This is a genomic window from Cellulophaga sp. RHA19 (assembly GCF_002813425.1).
Classification (GTDB): Bacteria; Bacteroidota; Bacteroidia; order Flavobacteriales; family Flavobacteriaceae; genus Cellulophaga.
In genome coordinates, this window is the sequence record NZ_PHUL01000001.1 from 634,268 (window position 1) to 652,701 (window position 18,434).

20 protein-coding genes are annotated in these 18,434 nt (G+C 31.3%); 11 read left to right on the forward strand and 9 right to left on the reverse strand.

Annotation, left to right across the window (positions count from 1 at the left end):
* Positions 1-15: 15 nt before the first annotated feature.
* The 5 genes from AX016_RS02750 (at position 16) to AX016_RS02770 (ending at position 5,196) form a co-directional block, all read left to right on the forward strand.
* Positions 16-462, forward strand: coding sequence for a hypothetical protein (locus tag AX016_RS02750; RefSeq protein ID WP_157811065.1), 447 nt, complete (start codon positions 16-18; stop codon positions 460-462).
* A gap of 163 nt (positions 463-625) precedes the next feature.
* Positions 626-2,185 carry a DUF748 domain-containing protein gene (locus AX016_RS02755; protein ID WP_100894155.1) on the forward strand — a complete coding sequence of 520 codons (1,560 nt, stop codon included), beginning with the start codon at positions 626-628 and terminating at the stop codon, positions 2,183-2,185.
* Positions 2,186-2,227: 42 nt separating this feature from the next.
* Positions 2,228-2,629, forward strand: a complete 402-nt coding sequence (locus AX016_RS02760; protein ID WP_100894156.1) for a hypothetical protein — start codon at positions 2,228-2,230, stop codon at positions 2,627-2,629.
* A gap of 4 nt (positions 2,630-2,633) precedes the next feature.
* Positions 2,634-3,734, forward strand: coding sequence for a DUF748 domain-containing protein (locus tag AX016_RS02765; RefSeq protein WP_100894157.1), 1,101 nt, complete (start codon positions 2,634-2,636; stop codon positions 3,732-3,734).
* Between the two features lie 100 nt (positions 3,735-3,834).
* Entirely contained in the window at positions 3,835-5,196 is a 1,362-nt protein-coding gene (locus AX016_RS02770) for an NAD-dependent succinate-semialdehyde dehydrogenase (protein WP_100894158.1), read from the forward strand.
* A gap of 75 nt (positions 5,197-5,271) precedes the next feature.
* On the opposite strand, the gene AX016_RS02775 is transcribed toward AX016_RS02770, so the two are convergent.
* The 5 genes from AX016_RS02775 to AX016_RS02795 form a co-directional block, all read right to left on the reverse strand.
* On the reverse strand, positions 5,272-6,102 hold the full coding sequence (locus AX016_RS02775; protein ID WP_100894159.1) for a TlpA disulfide reductase family protein: 831 nt from the start codon (positions 6,100-6,102) through the stop codon (positions 5,272-5,274).
* Positions 6,103-6,105: 3 nt separating this feature from the next.
* Positions 6,106-6,690, reverse strand: a complete 585-nt coding sequence (locus AX016_RS02780; protein WP_198519397.1) for a TonB-dependent receptor plug domain-containing protein — start codon at positions 6,688-6,690, stop codon at positions 6,106-6,108.
* A gap of 46 nt (positions 6,691-6,736) precedes the next feature.
* A complete protein-coding gene (locus AX016_RS02785; protein WP_100894161.1) occupies positions 6,737-8,041 on the reverse strand; it encodes a M56 family metallopeptidase in 1,305 nt (434 codons plus the stop codon).
* Positions 8,041-8,400 (reverse strand): BlaI/MecI/CopY family transcriptional regulator, encoded by a 360-nt coding sequence (locus tag AX016_RS02790; RefSeq protein WP_013621148.1) that lies wholly within the window; start codon positions 8,398-8,400, stop codon positions 8,041-8,043. The genes AX016_RS02785 and AX016_RS02790 overlap by 1 nt, the downstream gene beginning before the upstream one ends.
* 179 nt (positions 8,401-8,579) lie before the next feature.
* Positions 8,580-10,664 (reverse strand): M13 family metallopeptidase, encoded by a 2,085-nt coding sequence (locus tag AX016_RS02795; protein WP_100894162.1) that lies wholly within the window; start codon positions 10,662-10,664, stop codon positions 8,580-8,582.
* A gap of 223 nt (positions 10,665-10,887) precedes the next feature.
* On the opposite strand from AX016_RS02795, the gene AX016_RS02800 reads away from it, so the two are divergent.
* From AX016_RS02800 to AX016_RS02810, 3 genes are all read left to right on the forward strand, one after another.
* On the forward strand, positions 10,888-11,331 hold the full coding sequence (locus AX016_RS02800; protein WP_198519398.1) for a molybdenum cofactor biosynthesis protein MoaE: 444 nt from the start codon (positions 10,888-10,890) through the stop codon (positions 11,329-11,331).
* Between the two features lie 2 nt (positions 11,332-11,333).
* Positions 11,334-11,762 (forward strand): cyclic pyranopterin monophosphate synthase MoaC, encoded by a 429-nt coding sequence (moaC, locus tag AX016_RS02805; RefSeq protein WP_100894163.1) that lies wholly within the window; start codon positions 11,334-11,336, stop codon positions 11,760-11,762.
* 120 nt (positions 11,763-11,882) lie between these two features.
* Complete coding sequence (locus AX016_RS02810) at positions 11,883-12,182, forward strand: hypothetical protein (RefSeq protein ID WP_100894164.1); 300 nt, start codon at positions 11,883-11,885, stop codon at positions 12,180-12,182.
* Position 12,183: 1 nt separating this feature from the next.
* Here AX016_RS02810 and AX016_RS02815 read toward each other — a convergent pair whose 3' ends face one another.
* Positions 12,184-13,125: an NAD-dependent epimerase/dehydratase family protein gene (locus AX016_RS02815; protein WP_100894165.1), complete on the reverse strand. Its 942-nt coding sequence runs from the start codon at positions 13,123-13,125 to the stop codon at positions 12,184-12,186.
* A gap of 152 nt (positions 13,126-13,277) precedes the next feature.
* Here AX016_RS02815 and AX016_RS02820 point away from each other — a divergent pair, with 152 nt between their 5' ends.
* Both AX016_RS02820 and AX016_RS02825 read left to right on the forward strand, forming a co-directional pair.
* The gene (locus AX016_RS02820) at positions 13,278-13,781 is read left to right on the forward strand and encodes a hypothetical protein (RefSeq protein WP_157811066.1); all 504 of its coding nucleotides are present in this window, start codon (positions 13,278-13,280) and stop codon (positions 13,779-13,781) included.
* Positions 13,774-14,262 carry a nuclear transport factor 2 family protein gene (locus AX016_RS02825; RefSeq protein WP_100894167.1) on the forward strand — a complete coding sequence of 163 codons (489 nt, stop codon included), beginning with the start codon at positions 13,774-13,776 and terminating at the stop codon, positions 14,260-14,262. Before AX016_RS02820 ends, AX016_RS02825 begins: the two co-directional genes overlap by 8 nt.
* Positions 14,263-14,310: 48 nt before the next feature.
* Here the strand turns inward: AX016_RS02825 and AX016_RS02830 are convergent, their stop codons facing one another.
* On the reverse strand, positions 14,311-15,009 hold the full coding sequence (locus AX016_RS02830; protein ID WP_100894168.1) for a hypothetical protein: 699 nt from the start codon (positions 15,007-15,009) through the stop codon (positions 14,311-14,313).
* Between the two features lie 385 nt (positions 15,010-15,394).
* Positions 15,395-16,606 (reverse strand): GTPase HflX, encoded by a 1,212-nt coding sequence (hflX, locus tag AX016_RS02835; protein ID WP_100894169.1) that lies wholly within the window; start codon positions 16,604-16,606, stop codon positions 15,395-15,397.
* A 119-nt stretch (positions 16,607-16,725) separates the two neighbouring features.
* Here hflX and AX016_RS02840 point away from each other — a divergent pair, with 119 nt between their 5' ends.
* Positions 16,726-17,661 (forward strand): endonuclease/exonuclease/phosphatase family protein, encoded by a 936-nt coding sequence (locus tag AX016_RS02840; RefSeq protein ID WP_100894170.1) that lies wholly within the window; start codon positions 16,726-16,728, stop codon positions 17,659-17,661.
* 8 nt (positions 17,662-17,669) lie between these two features.
* Here AX016_RS02840 and AX016_RS02845 read toward each other — a convergent pair whose 3' ends face one another.
* Positions 17,670-18,383, reverse strand: coding sequence for a 3'-5' exonuclease (locus AX016_RS02845; RefSeq protein ID WP_100894171.1), 714 nt, complete (start codon positions 18,381-18,383; stop codon positions 17,670-17,672).
* Between the last annotated feature and the right edge of the window lie 51 nt (positions 18,384-18,434).

Below are 18,434 nucleotides of genomic sequence, written 5' to 3' on the forward strand. Positions count from 1 at the left end.
GAAAAAAATATTATTATGATAAAAAAGTTAAGTCTTTTATTATTTTTTATATGCTCTACACAACTAACATCTGCACAGGCATTGTTAGACTGGGAAGACATGATACAAGGTGTTACCTACACTACTCCAGAAGGCGGAGCAGAATTAGGAGAATTTTTAACGCCAACGTATACTAAAAAAATGCTGGCTTTAGAAGGCCAAGAAATTTCTATTACAGGTTATTTTTTGGTATTAGAAGGTCAAAAAGACTCTTTTATGTTATCTAACAACCCTATGGCTTCCTGTTTTTTTTGTGGCAATGGCGGACCAGAAACTATTATAGAGTTATATTTTGACAAAAGACCAAACTTTTTTATGGACGATTTAATTTCGGTAAAAGGAACATTAAAACTAAACAGAGATGATCCAGACCATACATATTACACTATAGAACATGCAAATGGTTTTACTATAAAAATGTAAAACTACTTACTTTATAAAATTACAAGCTCTTTACTTCTTTTAAAGAGCTTTTTTTATGCCTGTTTTTTAAATCAGTTAAAGATTTAATTGCTTGGGCTACTCCCTTTTTTAATTTATACGGAATTTAGTAGTGGTATAATTTACGCCTATTTAACCACAAGCTATGATTAATAAAAAGAAGAATATTATAAAAATTACAACGGCAGTAATAGCCTTGTTTTTTGTCTTTTTATTATGCGCACATTGGTTTGTTAAGCATAAAATAAACCAGCAATTACAGTACAATTTACCACAGCATATTACTATAAATTACAACAGCATTAGCCTTAATCTTTTATTAGGGAACGTTGGTTTAGACAAAATTAGTTTTAAAGAAGAATCTAAAGGTAATAATAAAACTAAAACAGTATTAAAGGCTGCTAAAATAGCCATAAAGGATCTTAGTTATGTAGACCTATTATTTTATAAAAAATTAAGTCTAAATAAGTTAAAGATAACCAGTCCAGAGCTTACAAAATATACAGTTTTGGATACCATAACTAGTTATAAAGAAGAAAAAAAAGAGGGCATATTTACAAACCCTATAAGTATTAGTGAATTTAGAATTACCAACGGAAATATTGCTTTTTTAAATGCACAAAAGACAACTACTGCAAAGGCAGAACATATTTTTATTAACTTAAAAGATGTTGTTTTTAAGACTGATAAAGAGAAAAATACGAATCCGTTAGAATATAAATACAGTAATATTTCTGCTCACAAATTATATGCTAACTTAGGTAAGTTTGAAGAAATCAATGCTGAAAAATTAAAGGCACAGAATGAGTCTATCTTGTTTAAAAATCTTCAACTGAAAACAAAATACACTAAAGAAGAGTTGTCAAAAAAAATAACAATAGAAAGAGATTTTATCAATCTAAAAATTAAAGAATTAGCACTAGAAAACACTTCATTTAGTTATTCAAAATTAACATCACTTTTAAACATTTCTAAAGTATATATAGCAAAACCAAATTTAGAAGTATATAGAGATAAACTTATAGCAGACGATTTTAGTTACAAGCCAATGTATAGTAAAATGTTAAGAGATTTATCATTAAAAATAGGTGTAGATTCTATTCTAATACAACAAGGAAACATTGCTTATCAAGAAAAATTAACGCAACATATAAAGCCCCAAAAACTAAGTTTTAATAATATAAATGCAACTATTAGCAACTTAAATAATTACAACAATAAAACAACCACAGTACATACAAACTCTTTATTAATGAACAAAACACCTTTAGAATTAAACTGGAGTTTTAACATACATAAAACAACAGATTTCTTTAAGGCTTGGGGAAGCTTTACAAACTTAGACATTGCAAGTATAAATCCGTTTTTAAACACCAATTTAAGAGCAACAGCAGAGGGAGATATGCAACAGATGTATTTTACGGTTAGTGGTAACAAACAAAAATCTGCAGGAGATTTAAAAATTAAATACAACAATTTTAAGTTCAAGGTTTTAAAAAAGGACAGATTGGGAGTAAATAAGCTCTTAACCAAGTTAGGTAATTTATTAATAAAAGAAGGCTCTAAAGCAAACCCTGAAGATTATAGATACGGAGAAATTGAGGTAGAGAGAGATACCACAAAATCGTTTTTTAATTATTTATGGATAAATGTAAAAGCTGGTTTATTAGATGCCTTAACCGGAAAAGGAACCAAAAAACATTAAAAACACCACAAAAACAAAGTTTAACACTTAAAACAAACTAAAATGGGAGTAATAGCAACAAATAGTAATAAAATAACATTAATTTATAACGGAGACAACTCTATAGGAAAACAAACAGTTGGTTATGTAGAGTCTGCCAGTAAAGATATTTTAACAAAAGACACCTCTAAAACAAAAATTACAGGCACACAATGGGCAGAAATTGCTGATAATTTACAACTAAGCATTTGTGATTTAGTAGATCAAAATCATCCTAATTTTATTAAAATATATGGAGATGAAAAAGTAGATATTACGGCAGACGACTGTATTAAAATATTACAAAATAGTCCGGAAACACTAGCTTATGCAATTTTAATAAATGGCAATGAATTCCAATTAATTAAAACACCATCTGACGTAGAAAAGTATCTAGAAATTAAATCAAACAATAGCAACCAATAATAGAATGAAAAAGCGTAAAATATATAAAAAGAAAAGGTACGCAATACCACTAGCAATAGTAATTATTGTTATAGTGGTACGCTTACTTTTGCCAACGCTTGTAAAAAATTATGTAAACAATGTTTTAGCTGAAATTCCTGGGTATTATGGGCAAGTTAAAGACATTGACATTTCATTAATTAGAGGTGCGTATGTTATTAATGGTTTGTATTTAAATAAAAAAGAAGCTAAGTCTCAGGTGCCTTTTATTGCTGTAGACAAAACAGATATTTCTATACAATGGAAAGCTCTTTTAAATGGCAAAATTGTTAGTGAGTTGCACCTAACTAAACCTAGCATTATTTATGTTTTTGAAGACCACAAAACAACAGGTAGTACAGATATAGACGATTGGTCTAAAGCACTAACAGATATTGTACCTATAGATATTAACCACCTTACTATTGCAAACGGAAAAGCAGCCTTTGTAGAAATAAACACCAGCCCTAATATAGATTTACATTTAGACAACATTGATTTACAAGCAGACAACCTAAGAAACGTTGTCCAAAAAAAACGAAACCTACCCTCTACCATTACAGCAACTGCTGTTTCTATAGGTAACGGAAAGCTAAAATTAGATGGTAAAATGGATTTGGTAAAACAAATTCCTGATATGGATATGTCTTTATCACTACAAAATGCAGATGCAACCGCTTTAAACGATTTTACAAACCATTACAGTGGTATAGATTTTAAAGAGGGTAACTTTAATGTTTATAGTGAAATTGCCATTGCAGATGGTTTTTTAACAGGCTATTTTAAACCTATTTTAAAAGATGCTAAACTTATAAGTAAAGAAGATGGCTTTTTTGAAACCCTTTGGGAAGGTTTTGTTGGCTTTTTTAAGTTTATTCTTAAAAACCAAAAGCAAAATACACTAGCTACTAAAATTCCTATAGAAGGCGATTTAAACAATGTAAAGACAAAAATATTCCCAACGGTAACTAACATTTTTAAAAATGCTTGGATATCTGCTTTTAAAGGTAAGGTAGATGACAACGTAACTTTTAAAGATGCAGAAAAAGGTGCCGACAAAAACAACAAAAAGAAGAAAAAAAAGTAACTTTATACTAGCAATAATTTAATGTTTTGCGTTAAACAAGCTTTAGATTCTTGCCTAATTTTGATGAACAAGAAATATTAATTTTTTAATTATCACAGCTATGAGCAACACAGTAACTACTACAAATCCGTTTACCGGAAAAGATATAAAAACATACAACTTACACACTAAACAAGAAATAGATTCTGTTTTATCTACAGGAGAAAAAACTTTTAAAGATTGGAGAAAAACGAGTATTAAAGAACGTACTTCTTTATTAAAAAAATTAGCTAAACAGTTAGAGAAAAAACGAGATGACTTATCTGCTTTAATGACTGCAGAAATGGGTAAACCTATAGCACAAAGTAAAGCTGAGATAGACAAATGCGTTTGGTTATGCGATTTTTATGCTAAAAACGCAGATAACTTTTTAAGTGATGCCATTATAGATACAGAAGCACAAGAAAGTTTTATTAGTTATGATCCTATTGGAGGTGTATTGGCTGTAATGCCTTGGAACTACCCTTTTTGGCAAGTTTTTAGATTTGCTGTTCCTACGCTAACTGCTGGTAATGTTGGTATTTTAAAGCACGCTGCAAATGTAACTGGTTGCGCACTAGCAATACAAGATTTATTTTTAGATGCTGGGTATCCACAAGGTTGTTTTCAAACAATTATTGCAGACCATAAAGCAACAGAAACTGTTTTAGAAAGTAGTTTTATACAAGCTGTTAGTGTAACTGGAAGCGAAAAAGCTGGTAAATCTATAGCTAGTATTGCAGGTAAAAATCTAAAAAAATCTGTACTAGAGTTGGGTGGCAACAATGCCTGTATTGTATGGGATAATGCAGATTTAGACACCTACATACCTACAATGGTAAAAGCTAGGTTCCAAAACACAGGACAAAGCTGTATTGCTGCAAAACGATTTATTGTTGAAGAAAGCATATATGAAGAGTTTTTAGAAAAATTTAAAGCAGAAGTTGAATCTCTAAAAATTGGAAACCCTGAAGAAGAAGAAACCTTTATGGCTTCTATGGCACGTACAGATTTGGCTGAAGAATTAAAAAAACAAGTTGATGAATCTGTAAAAAAAGGAGCAAAAGTACTTATTGGCAACACACTTAATGGTGCTAACTATGCGCCAACCATACTTACTGATGTTACCGAAGATATGCCCGTTTTTAATGAGGAAACTTTTGGACCAGTAGCTGCAATTACAAAGGCAAAAAATAAAGAGCATAGTTTAGAACTTGCTAGCAGCTCTAGGTTTGGTTTAGGTGCTATGCTGTTTACAGAAGATATAGCTGCTGCCAGACAAGCAATAGACCAAATTGAAGATGGCGCCTTTTTTATAAACGAAATGGTAAAATCTGACCCAAGATTGCCTTTTGGAGGTACAAAAGCATCAGGTTACGGTAGAGAACTATCTAAAGAAGGAATGTTAGAGTTTGTAAATAAAAAAACTGTTTACATTAAATAATATAACTTACAATACATAAAAAAAGCTTCAAACTAAAGGTTTACCTAACAGTTTGAAGCTTTTTTATATTAAATATTAGTCTACCAACTCCGTAAGTTTTGCTGCTAATTTATTTAAGTTATCTTTATTGTACCCCATAGAAATATAAACAACTACTCCGTTTTTATCTATTATATAATTTAAAGGTATTCCTTGCTTTTTGTAGCCACTATAAAACTCATTTTTAGGATCTAAATACACATTAAAGTCTACACCTCTACCCTTAAGTTCTGTCATTTTTTTAACTACAGTAGAACGTTTTTCTCCTACCGAAACAGGAATAAAAACAAAATTCTTGTCTTTATTGGGTGATAAAATAGCTTCTGGTATTTCATAAAATTCTCGTAAACAAGGTACACACCAAGTAGCCCAAAAATTTAGCAATACCACTTTACCTTTTAAGTCTGTACTTTTTAAAACATTTCCGTTTATATCTTCTAATGCAAAAGCAGTAATAGTATCGCCAACTTTAATTTTAGAAGCAGCTACCGTTTCTTTTTTTACAACTTTAGCTTCTTTACTTTTAGACTTACTCTTAACCGGCTGTTTCTTTTTATTGGCTAACATCTCTTCATCAGAAAAGACTTCAATTTTCATTACAAAGTTGTTATCCAGTCGTTCTTTAAAGCGCTTTGCAATAGCTTTTTTCTCTTTTTTAGAAACACCATTATGCATTGCTTTTATTTTATTTTCTTTTTGTAAAACCGTAAGATATTCTTCTGTAACCTCTTGGCCATTTACAATAAAAATCATTTTTGGTTTTACTTCTTTTTTATCTTGCGCATAAGCATTAAAACTAGATGCAAAACATAAAAAAAGTACAGAAACACTTATGTATTTCTGTACTATATAATTATTAAATATCATTTTTTACTTTAAAGTTATTTCAATAACACCATCTCTACCCCTAGAACCGTATTTAGCTGTTGCACTTTCATTTTTCAAAACGTTTATAGCCTCTATATGTTCAGGATTAATCATACCAACATCAAAAGGTTTAGGAACTTCTTGTCCGTTTACAACAAAAAGTATATCAGAAAACTGATTGTTATTTTTAGGTTTAAATCCAACCGCTGCAATACTTTTGTCTTTCTCCTTCACAGAAAAATAAAAATAAAAAGGCTTTATGATTCCCTTTTCATCTTTTTTGTAAGTTTCTGTTACGTTGTCTTTAGTTTTATATGTGGCAGATATGTTTGTTATTTCTCCCTCATCATTACGTTTAACATCACTAAAAGATAAAGTTACACCTTGCTCTTTTGCTTCTTTACTAAAACCTTCTAAATCATTAGCTGTAGTGGTAGGTAATATGTCTATGGTTAGCAATTTTATTTTCTCTTTACTTGCTTCGCCTATGAAAGAAAAAGTACTAGATTGTGCCTGCACATTTAAACCTAACATACATAGTAACAACGTCATTACCGATGTAGTCATCACAATTTTTACTGATTTCATTTTTTGTAACATAACTGTTCGTTTTTAATTGATTAAAGATTGATTTTTATTTTTTCGTTGTAATTTCTACCACACCATTTTCTCCTTTTTTACCAAACCTATCTATAGCAGATTGATTTTTAAAAATATTTATATGCTCAATATTTTCAGGAATTAACAGATTCATATCAAAAGAGCTTGGCATTACCTCTCCATTTACAATTATTAAAGGTTTTTTACTTGTTAAATAAGAATTTTCAGGTGTTTTTGCTTCACGTATTGGCGTAGTCATAGAAACAGGAGTAATAGAAGCTTGCACATTATCTTCTATTTGAAAATTATATGTGTTAGACACTTTTTTCTGTTTTTCTTTTGACTGAATATCAACAGTTTGAGTTTGCTTTTTAGCCTTACTCTCTATTGTTTTAACAGAGTCTTTTACACTTATAGTCTCGCTATTTTTTACAATAGTTACTTTAGGAATATCACTAACTAAGTCATTAGAAACAGATTTAGATTGGGCAATAGTTTCTGTATTAAATACAACAACAGCACAAAACAGCATTGGTATTACCAATCCCATTTTTAATATGCTTTCTTTTCTAGACTTACTTTTGTTAAGCATTACAATACGTTTTTTTACTAATGAGTTAAAAAATGTATTGGTTACTGATAAAGAAGCCATACTATGCACAGACTGTTGCAATAACAAATACTGATATTCTTTTTTATTTTGATGCGATACTATTGCATCATCAACAAGGTACTCTAAGTTTACAGAAACCATTTTTTTGTACCACCACGCAAACGGGTTTGCCCATTGCAATACACATAACAAATGTGTAAGTAACATATCTAGAGAGTGTTTTTGTCTGGCGTGTAACTCTTCATGCTTAATAATTGTTTTAAGCTCATTTGCCGTATGTAAATTAGGATTATACACAATGTAATTAAAAAATGAAAACGCACTGGTATCCGCAGTAACCTCAACCATTTTATACCTACCTACTCTTGTGCTTGCCCCTTTATTAATTAAACTAAATAAAGACGCCAATTGCACTAAAAATCTACCTAAGAAAAATACACAACCCACAACGTAAACAGTCAAAACTACCAACCACCAATTTATATTTTCTATTGATGAATTATTGACAACAGTATTGCTTAATTTATTAAAATCTACAATAGGAGTATTAGTAAAAACCACTTTGGTTATAATTAAAAAAGGAAATATCATTGCTACAAATATTCCTGCTAGCAAAAACAACCTATTCGCTTTAAAAAATGTTTCGTTACGTAAAAACATCTGAAAACAAATAAAAAACAATGCTATAACCAAGCTGCTTTTAGCAATAAAAATTAAATACTCCATTACTTATTGTTTTCTATATGGTTAATAATCTCTTTTAGCTCATCTACACTAATTTTATCTTCATTAACAAAGTTAGACACCAAACTCTTGTATGAGTTGCTGTAAAAGTCTGTAATAGCCCTGCTCATAAATCCTTTTCTGTACACTTCTTTTTCTACTATTGGGTAATATTGATGGGTATTGCCATATGCAGTATGACTAACATATCCTTTTTCCTCTAAATTTCTAATCATAGTAGATAACGTATTGTAATGTGGCTTATCTTCTTTAAATTCTGCCAAGACATCTTTAACAAAAGCTTTTTCTAGCTTCCACAAAATCTTAAGTACTTCTTCCTCTTTGTTTGTTAACTTTTTCATTTTGTATCTATTACAACTCGTTTTTATCAGAAACCAAACTTAATCCTATTTTTTTAGTTACACAACTATTTTTATAGTTAACAAACTAAAATAGCAGTTTTAAACTTCTAAAAACGAGTAAAGGCTACTCTTTTAGGAGTAGCCTTTACTTATAAAATTATGTTATTGCTAATTTAAAACTACCAAATACGCACTCTTTTTTCTGGTGCAACATACATAGGATCTCTTTCTTTAATATCAAAAGCATCGTAAAAAGCATCAATATTTAATAAAGGTTGTACCGCTCTAATCATTCCTGGAGAGTGCGGATCTGTCTTTACTTGGTTACGTAGAGCTTCATCTCTAGACTTAGTTCTCCAAACTGTAGCCCAAGACATAAAGAAACGTTGTTCTGCTGTAAAACCATCAATATCTTCTGGTCTTCCATTTTCTTCAAATAACAATTGTAAACCGTCATAAGCACCTAAAACGCCACCTAAATCACCAATGTTTTCACCTAAAGTAAATTTACCGTTTACGTAAACGCTATCTAAAACTTCTAAATTACTGTACTGTGTTGCTAAAGCATCGCCTCTTTCTGTAAAAGCAGCCAAATCTTCATCTGTCCACCAGTTTTTAAGGTTACCTTCAGCATCAAAACGAGCACCACTATCATCAAAAGCATGAGAAATTTCGTGTCCAATTACAGCTCCAATACCACCATAATTTACAGCATCATCTGCAGTATAGTTATAAAAAGGAGGTTGTAAAATTGCAGCAGGAAAAACAATCTCGTTATTCATTGGGTTAAAATATGCGTTAACCGTTTGCGGAGACATTCCCCACTCGCTCTTATCTACTGGCTCTCCAATTTCTGCAAAGTTTTTTGCTCTACCCCATTTACCAACAGCCGTCATATTATCAAAATAAGACTTGTCTGCTGCTACTTCCATATTAGAGTAATCTTCCCAAGAATCTGGATAAGCTATTTTAACAGTAAATTTGTCTAACTTTTCAATTGCTTTAACTTTTGTATCCTCACTCATCCAATCTAATTTCTTAATTCGGTTTTTATAAGCTGTAATTACATTAGCAATCATTTTTTCTGCTTTTACTTTAGCTTCTGGCGGAAACTTAGCATCTACATACAATTTACCCAAAGCCTCACCAACTGTACCGTTTACTGTTGCTAGAGCACGCTCATCTGCAGGACGTTGTTTTTTAGCACCTCTTAAATATTTGCTGTAAAACTCCCAACTAGCTGTTTCGGTAGCTGTAGTTAACCTACCAGTTGCTCCGTTAAAAGTATCCCATTTTACAAGAGTTTTTAAATCTTCAATAGGTGTATTTTTTAATAACTTATCTAAAGCTGCTGTATATTTTAGTTGTGTTACCAAAATAGTATCAAACTTTTTAGTCATTCCTAAATCAGCAATCATTTTTTTAACATCTAAAGAAGAAAGCATAGCATCTGCTTCTGCAACTGTTTTAGGATTATTAAAATTTCTTGCATCACGACTTTGTACTTTGTCTAAACGTGGTTCTGCTAATTTAGTTTCTAGATCTAAAATAGTTATAGCTGCCTTATTAGCAACTTCTTTAGAATCTCCTAACATTTGTAACATTTTAGAGATGTATTTTTTATACTGTTCTCTAATTTCTTTAGACTTACTATCTTGCTCTAAGTAATAATCACGGTCTGGTAAACCAAGACCAGCACCACCCATATAAACAGCATTCATTGCAGAGTTATTTAAGTCTGCACGTACACTAAAACCAATAAACGGAGAAGAAACCGCTGGATTTTTAGCTAAAACTGTTTGTAAGTCTGATAAACTTTTAACCTCTGCTATTGCTTTTAAAGCTGGTTCTATAGGTGTTAAACCTGCTTTGTTTCTTGCAGTTGTATCTAACTTAGTTTCAAAAATAGCAAGTGCTTTTGCTTGGTCTGTGTCTGCACCATATTTGCCACTTTCTTTAGCTTCTGCAATAATTTCTAAAACATCTGCATCTGTAGACTGGCGTAACACAGAGAAACCACCCCAACTAGATCTGTCATCAGGAATATCTGTATTCTTCATCCAACTACCGTTAACGTAGTTGTAAAAATCTGCTTTAGGATTTACTAAAGTGTCCATATTCTCTAGTACAATACCAGGAATTTTTTCTACTTCGGCTTGGGCTACAACGTCCTCTTTTTTAGCTTCTTTACCATCTTTACATGAGGTAATAGCAAGAGCACCAGCCAAACCAACTACCAGTAGTGATTTGTTAGTAATTTTCATTGTTGAGTTTTTTAAATTGTTAATTAGTATCCATACAAAAATAACAAAAAGATAAAATAAAGCTTCATTTACTATGTTAAATACATTTTTGCAGGCAAATCATTAGATTTCACTAAAATATTTTCAATGATGTTTAATAACACCCAAGATCTAATAAATCTATATTATCTTTAAAAATAGTATTTTTACTTTTTAAGCAACAAATACTTTTTAGGTTAGATTTATGAAGAATGATAAAATAAAAAATGTGTTTAAAGAAGGTGCTATCTCTAGTGCTTTTATTGGTGAAGCTATTGCCAAACACCAAAGCAAAACACAAATTGGCGCTCACAATATATTTTTAGGTCAGGTTAGAGCAGATAAAATAGATGACAAAATTGTAAAAGCTATAGAGTATACCGCTTATGAAGAAATGGCAAACCTTAAGTTTCACGAGATAAAAGAAACTACATTTTCTAAGTTTGATATTACTTGTATGCACATTTACCATAGTAAAGGTATTGTAAACATAGGTGAAATATGTTTATTTGTTTTCGTTTCTGCACCACACAGACAAGTAGTTTTTGATGCGCTTAATTATGTTGTAGAAGAAATAAAGGCACAAGTACCTGTTTTTGGAAAAGAGGTTTTTGAAGACAGCTCATATCAATGGAAAGTAAATAAATAACAATGGTAGATATTACACAAAAAGCAATTACGTTAAGAACTGCAATTGCACAAGCCGTTGTAAAGGTAAGTACACAAGCCACTATAGATGCCATAAACAATAAAACTGTTCCTAAAGGAGATGTTTTTGCCATGAGTAAAGCTGCTGGTTTACTTGGTGTAAAAAAAACACCAGATTTATTACCAGACTGCCACCCTTTACCAATTGAGTTTACAGATATTACGTACCAAATTAACGACTTAGAAATAACAATTTTAATTACCGTAAAAACAAACTACAAAACCGGTGTAGAGGTAGAAGCTATGCACGGAGCAAGTATTGTTGCCTTAAATATGTACGATATGCTAAAACCCATAGACAAAGGCATAGAAATACACCATATAAAACTTTTAAAGAAAACAGGTGGTAAATCTGACATTATCAATAAGTAAAATATTACTTTTTATATTTTACAAGCAATTAACTTTATGGGTTTTGCGTTTTTAAGAGAATAAACTAATTTTAATAACTCGCATATTGCGTGTATTACAATTCTCCAAAAAATAGCTGCTATGGATAACCTTAAACGAGTAATTGTAGATTTTAAAAAACTTACTCCAGAAGTTTTAAAACTACTAGTAGATCGCTATCCTGCTGGGTATGGCGATAGTGACATTATAGTGTTTAAAAATGCTAAAAATGAAACTATTGAGGCAGTAGAAGTACTTACACAAGACACTAAATACCTTGTAAAAATTAGTGCAAAACTAGAGTACACTATGGAGAATTATGACGAGGACGACTATGAGGATTTTAAAGATGATGACCCCACAGCCATCCCAGACATTTCATTACATAATAATGAGAATTAATTTAGTTTGCTAAATTCTTCAGCATTGTTTCTGTAGTTTTTTCTAGATCAAATTCTGCTTTCCAACCCCAATCTTTTTCTGCTGTAGAAGCATCTATACTTTGCGGCCATGAATCTGCTATTTCTTGTCTAAAATCTACATTATAATCAATTTTAAACTCTGGTATTTGTTTTTGTATGCTTGCAGCAATTTCTGTTGGAGTAAAACTCATTGCAGCTAAGTTGTATGATGAGCGCTCTTTTATGTTTTCAGCCTCAGTTTCCATAATAGACACTGTAGCTCTAATAGCATCATTCATAAACATCATTGGTAGTTTTGTGTTTTCAGATAAAAAACAAGTGTATGCCTTATTCTCTAATGCTTTATGGTAAATTTCTACAGCATAATCTGTTGTACCACCACCTGGCTGTGTTTTCCAACTAATTAAACCTGGGTAACGTAAACTACGTACATCTACTCCATATTTATTATGGTAATAACTACACCAACGCTCACCAGATTGTTTACTAATACCATAAACAGTACTTGGCTCCATAATTGTATTTTGTGGCGTGTTTTCTTTAGGAGTATTAGGTCCAAAAACAGCAATACTTGATGGCCAAAATATTTTACTAATTTTTTTATCTTTTGCTAAGTTTAAAACATTAAAAAGGGACCCCATATTTAAGTCCCAAGCACGCATAGGAAATTTTTCTGCAGTTGCACTTAACATAGCTGCCATTAAATAAACCTCATCTATCTCATAATGCATTACAACATTTTCTATAGCCTTATAATCTGTAGCATCTAAAAGCTCAAAGGGACCACTAGCCATAAGATCTTCACCGCCCTCTCTAATATCACTAGCAACTACATTATCGTTACCGTGTTTTTCTCTTAGAGCTAAAGTTAGCTCTGTACCTATTTGCCCACAGGCACCTATAATTAAGATAGATTTTTGCACAATAATTGGTGTTCTAAAGTTAAGCCACAAAGATATATTTATTAAATTAACTTTAGTCGTAATTACATATTTACTACTTATTTAACTAAATTTATAAATGAATTGAAAGTGAACAAACTTCTTATCTTATTCTTTTTTTATACTTTCGCCCTATGAAGAGATTTTTCCTTTTTTTTATTTTGATTTTTAGCGTGATTTCTTGCTCTAACAACAAGAAAGAAACCGTAAAAGAAGAGCAAGTTGCAGACAAAATTACTTTTAATGCTAAAAAGCTACCAAAGAAGATAAAACTAGATCCAAAAGTAGTTACTGTTTTAGAAAACTGGCAAGAATACAAAGACTTTAATACTGCTATAGATGGTATGTATAAGGCTGAAAACGATGAAGACTTACGTTTAACGCTAGACCAAATTATTGACACTCAAAAAAAGCTAGAAAAATCTACTTACCCTGAAGAGTTTAATAAACCACATATAAAGAGCAGGCAAACTGTTATAAAAACATATACTTTAAAAACTAAAGGTGCTATAGAATATAGTTTAGATGTTTTAGAACCTGCGACAGAGTTAATTACTGCTTATAACAATTTTAGAAACCAGTTTAACATAATTGCTAACAATACTTTAGACACTAATTTAATTTTAGAAAATGAATAACAAGCTATTATTAATTATTATGCTAGTTGCAACTTTACAAGTTACAGCTCAAAAAACTGAAATTAATACGGTTGTAGATGCTTGGCATAAGGCTGCTGCCGATGCAAATTTTGACGCTTACTTTGGCTTAATGACAAAAGATGGTGTTTTTATTGGTACAGATGCTACAGAAAATTGGCAGAACAAAGATTTTAAAGCTTTTTCTAAACCTTATTTTGATAAGGGAAAGGCTTGGAGTTTTACTGCTTTAGAACGAAATGTTTATGTAGATAAATCTAAAAAAATTGCTTGGTTTGATGAGTTACTAGATACCCAAATGGAAATATGCCGTGGTTCTGGTATTTTAAAAAAAGTAAAAGGTGAATGGAAAATAGCGCATTATGTTTTATCTATTGCCATACCAAATGAGGATGTAGACAAAGTTGTTGCTCTTAAAAAAGAAAAAGACATACAGCTAAAAAAAGAATTAAAACAAAACTAAAAAAGGAGCGCTAAAGCGCTCCTTTTTTTATTTATAACAAACTAACTCTTATTTTTTTGGAGCCGTTTCTTCTGCTTTTCTTGCCTCTATAGCTTGTTTACTTAAACCAGCTAAATTAAAATTAGGAGCAATTGCCAATGCTTCATTAATTAACGCTAAAGCCGCTTCTGGGTTAGCCTGGTTATTATTAAATTCTATTAATGCTTTTAAGTGTAAAAAAGCTGCTTTAAGAGGTACTTCATAAGGTTGTTGTCTCTCGTAAAAAGCATACTTCATACCATCCTTAGCATTAGCCAAACCATACTCAATATTTGTAATTGCACCAGCTTTATCTCCTGTTTGTATTTTTAAATCCGCTAACTCATACGCTAAAAAAGCGTTAGGAGTTCTTTTGTTTAAAATCTCAAATTGTGCAATAGCTCTTTTTACATCTCCAAGGGCTTTTAATGCTAAGGCTCTTACTTGTACGGCAAGGTTAGAGTCACTATCTTTTGTTTCTACACCAATAACACGCAATGCCTGCATATTTTGGTTGCTGTTTGCATACATAAATGCTAACGTATCTTTACGAGACTCACTTGGCGCTAAAACGTTTAAATGTGTTATAGCATTAATTATTCCTTGAGTATCTCCTTGTGCTTTCATTTGCTTATAGTACGCTTCATAATGCGTTAACAAGTCGCTTTTTTTTTGCGCAGTCATACTTACTGTACAAAGTAACACAACTGCAATAATTATCTGTTTCATTCTCATAATTTTAGTGACTCAAAACTATAAAAATAATTCAAGTAAACAGTAAAAAAATAAACAAGGAGGGTTATAATACAAAAAAAGCCCTCTAAAGAGGGCTTATAGGTTAAATTTGATAATAAGATTTGGGATCTTTTTATATCATTTTTATGAAAAAGGCCAGATTTGGGAAAAAAGGCGTTTTATATCGTTTGTGCAATTAATTCATTTAGATTTTTACAACCCTTGTTTCTTAATTACAGTGTAAATATATGGCGAACCTTAAAAGTCTGGCAATTTATGTTGTGAACCTGCCTTATTCTGTTGTATAAAAAATAAGCGGTTCATTTTCTTCGATAAAGTGCGCTTTTCTAGATAAATAGTAATTTATTACCGCTAACATTTAGTACTCGTCTAAATGCTCTGGGTATAAAAAGTTATTATAAGGAAAACGCGTTACGTGTATGTCTCTAACCTCATCATAAACTCTTTTTCTAAACGTATCTAAGTTCTCATTATTTAATGCTGAAATAAACAAAGCTCTATCCCCTACTTTCTGCATCCACGTTTTTTTCCACTCATCTAAAGTAAAGTGTATTTCGGTTTTTTCAGTTACCAAATCATCTTCATCTATAGTCTCGTGTGTAAACTGGTCTATCTTATTAAAAACAATTATAGTTTTTTTATCGTCTGCCTTAATTTCTTCTAAAATCTTCTGAACAGATGCTATGTGATCTTCAAAATTAGGATGTGATATATCTACTATATGTAATAATAAGTCTGCTTCTCTTACCTCATCTAAAGTACTTTTAAAACTCTCTACCAGTTGTGTTGGCAGTTTTCTAATAAAACCTACAGTATCACTTAATAAAAATGGCAAATTACCTAAAACAACTTTACGTACAGTAGTATCTAATGTTGCAAATAATTTATCTTCTGCAAAAACTTCGCTTTTACTAACCACATTCATTAATGTAGACTTACCAACATTGGTATATCCTACTAAAGCAACCCTAACTAGAGCACCACGGTTACCACGCTGGGTTTCCATTTGCCTATCTATTTTAGATAACTTCTTTTTAAGTAATGTAATACGGTCACGTACAATACGCCTATCTGTTTCTATTTCTGTTTCACCAGGTCCACGCATACCAATACCACCTTTTTGGCGCTCTAAGTGGGTCCATAAACCAGTTAATCTTGGTAATAGATATTGATACTGTGCTAACTCTACCTGCGTACGCGAGTAACTTGTTTGTGCACGCTGCGCAAAAATATCTAGAATAAGTGTTGTCCTATCTACTATTTTACACTTTAAATGGCGTTCTATGTTACGTTGCTGTCCTGGAGTAAGTTCATCATCAAAAATAACTGAACCTATTTCATTTTCTTCAACATAAAGTGCAACTTCATCCATTTTACCGCTTCCTATATATGTCTTAGGATTTGGTTTGTCTATTTTTTGTACAAATCGTTTGTAAACTTCGCCACCAGCAGTATAGGTTAAAAACTCTAACTCATCTAAGTATTCTGTTACCTTTTCCTCTGTTTGTGTGCTGCTTATAACTCCTATAAGAACAGCTTTTTCATATTCTACGACTATCTTCTCTAGCATATGTTTAATTTATAATGCAAATCTAATCAATACTTGCTAAGCTATTTTTGTATTTTAGCATCTAATATTAAAAAGTGAGCACTTTTTTTACTACCTTAAAATAATAAAATAAGATTAATTTGGTTACAATTGCCTTTTATAATTTAGAAAACCTATTTGACACTATTGATGACCCCACAACTTTAGATGATGATTATACTCCTAAAGGCGTAAAAAGGTGGACAAATAATAGGTACAAGAAAAAGCTTTTTAAACTATCTAGCACTATGTCGCAGATAGGAACTCATAATTCTGACAATCCGCCAGCACTTGTTGGTATAGCAGAAGTAGAGAATGAGACCGTAGTAATAGACCTTCTTAATACTGCTAATACAGAGAATATAAATTATGCTTATGTACATTATGATTCTCCTGATGAGCGTGGTATAGATACTGGTTTAATTTACCACAAAGACCATTTTACAGTTATACACTCTGAGCCTATACACGTACATATTATTAATACTAATGGCGAAAAAGATTACACCAGAGATATACTTTATGTACACGGTAAATTAAATGGCGAAGAAGTACACGTTTTTGTAAACCATTGGCCATCTAAAAGAGAAGGAAAAATATCTACAGATTACAAAAGAATTGAAGCCGCCAAAGTACTTGTAAATTTTATTGAAAAGCTTGAAGAAAAATACCCTAACCCTAACTATATTATTATGGGTGATTTTAATGACAGCCCTAAATCTGATAGTATAAAAGTACTAATGGATACTAATAAATTTTACAACCCTAGTGACCACTTATTAACCTTTGAAAAAGGTAGTGCTAGTTACAAAAGAAAATGGAGTTTGTTTGATCAAATAATTATATCTCATAGTTTTTTAAATTATGAGAAAGGCACACACAGTTTTGTAGAGGCAAATATTTTTGATGAACATTTTTTAACCGAGTTTGATGGCAAGTTTAAAGGCACACCGTTTAGAACCTATGTTGGTCGTAAATATGTTGGTGGTTACAGTGACCATTTTCCTGTGTTTTTACAATTTAAATATAACGAGTAGCACCAAAATTATACCCTCTTAATTTCATCGGCATCTAACAACTCTTCATTGCGTAGCCTAAGAAAAACTTGGGCTATTGCAATAACATCTAATTCGCAATACTTTACAATACGGTCTATATCGTTATCAATATAAAAAACATCTCTAACCATACTACCGTCTATATCTTCTTTAGGGGAAGGTATACCAAGTACATTAGCCATTAATTTTAACGAGGTGTAGTGTTTAAAGTCGCCAAATTTCCATAGCTCCATAGTGTCTATATGCGGAACTTCCCAAGGCTTTTTGCCAAACAAATTAAGTTTTGGAGGTAAATCTATACGGTTAATTACCATACGACGAGCTATATAAGGAAAATCAAACTCCTTACCATTGTGTGCACATAATACATATTTAGGTGATGCAAAGTGTGTGGTTAAAAGGTTTTTAAACTCTTTTAATAATATATCTTCTTCTCCAAAAAAAGTAGTGACTCTAAAATTACGCACATCTCCTTTTGTGTTAAAATACCCTACAGAAATACAAACAATTTTACCAAATTCTGCCCAAATACCTGCTCTATCATAAAATTCTTCTGGCGTAAAATCTTCTTTTCTTTTATAAGCTGTTTTACCTGCCCATAATTCTTTCTTCTCATCTGTCATATGGCTATATAACTCATACTCAGGGACTGTTTCAATATCTAAAAAAAGAATATGTTCTAAATTAATTTTATGTAGCATAATATTGGTTTAGTGTACTATAAGAAAAATGAATATAGGTATAAATTACCG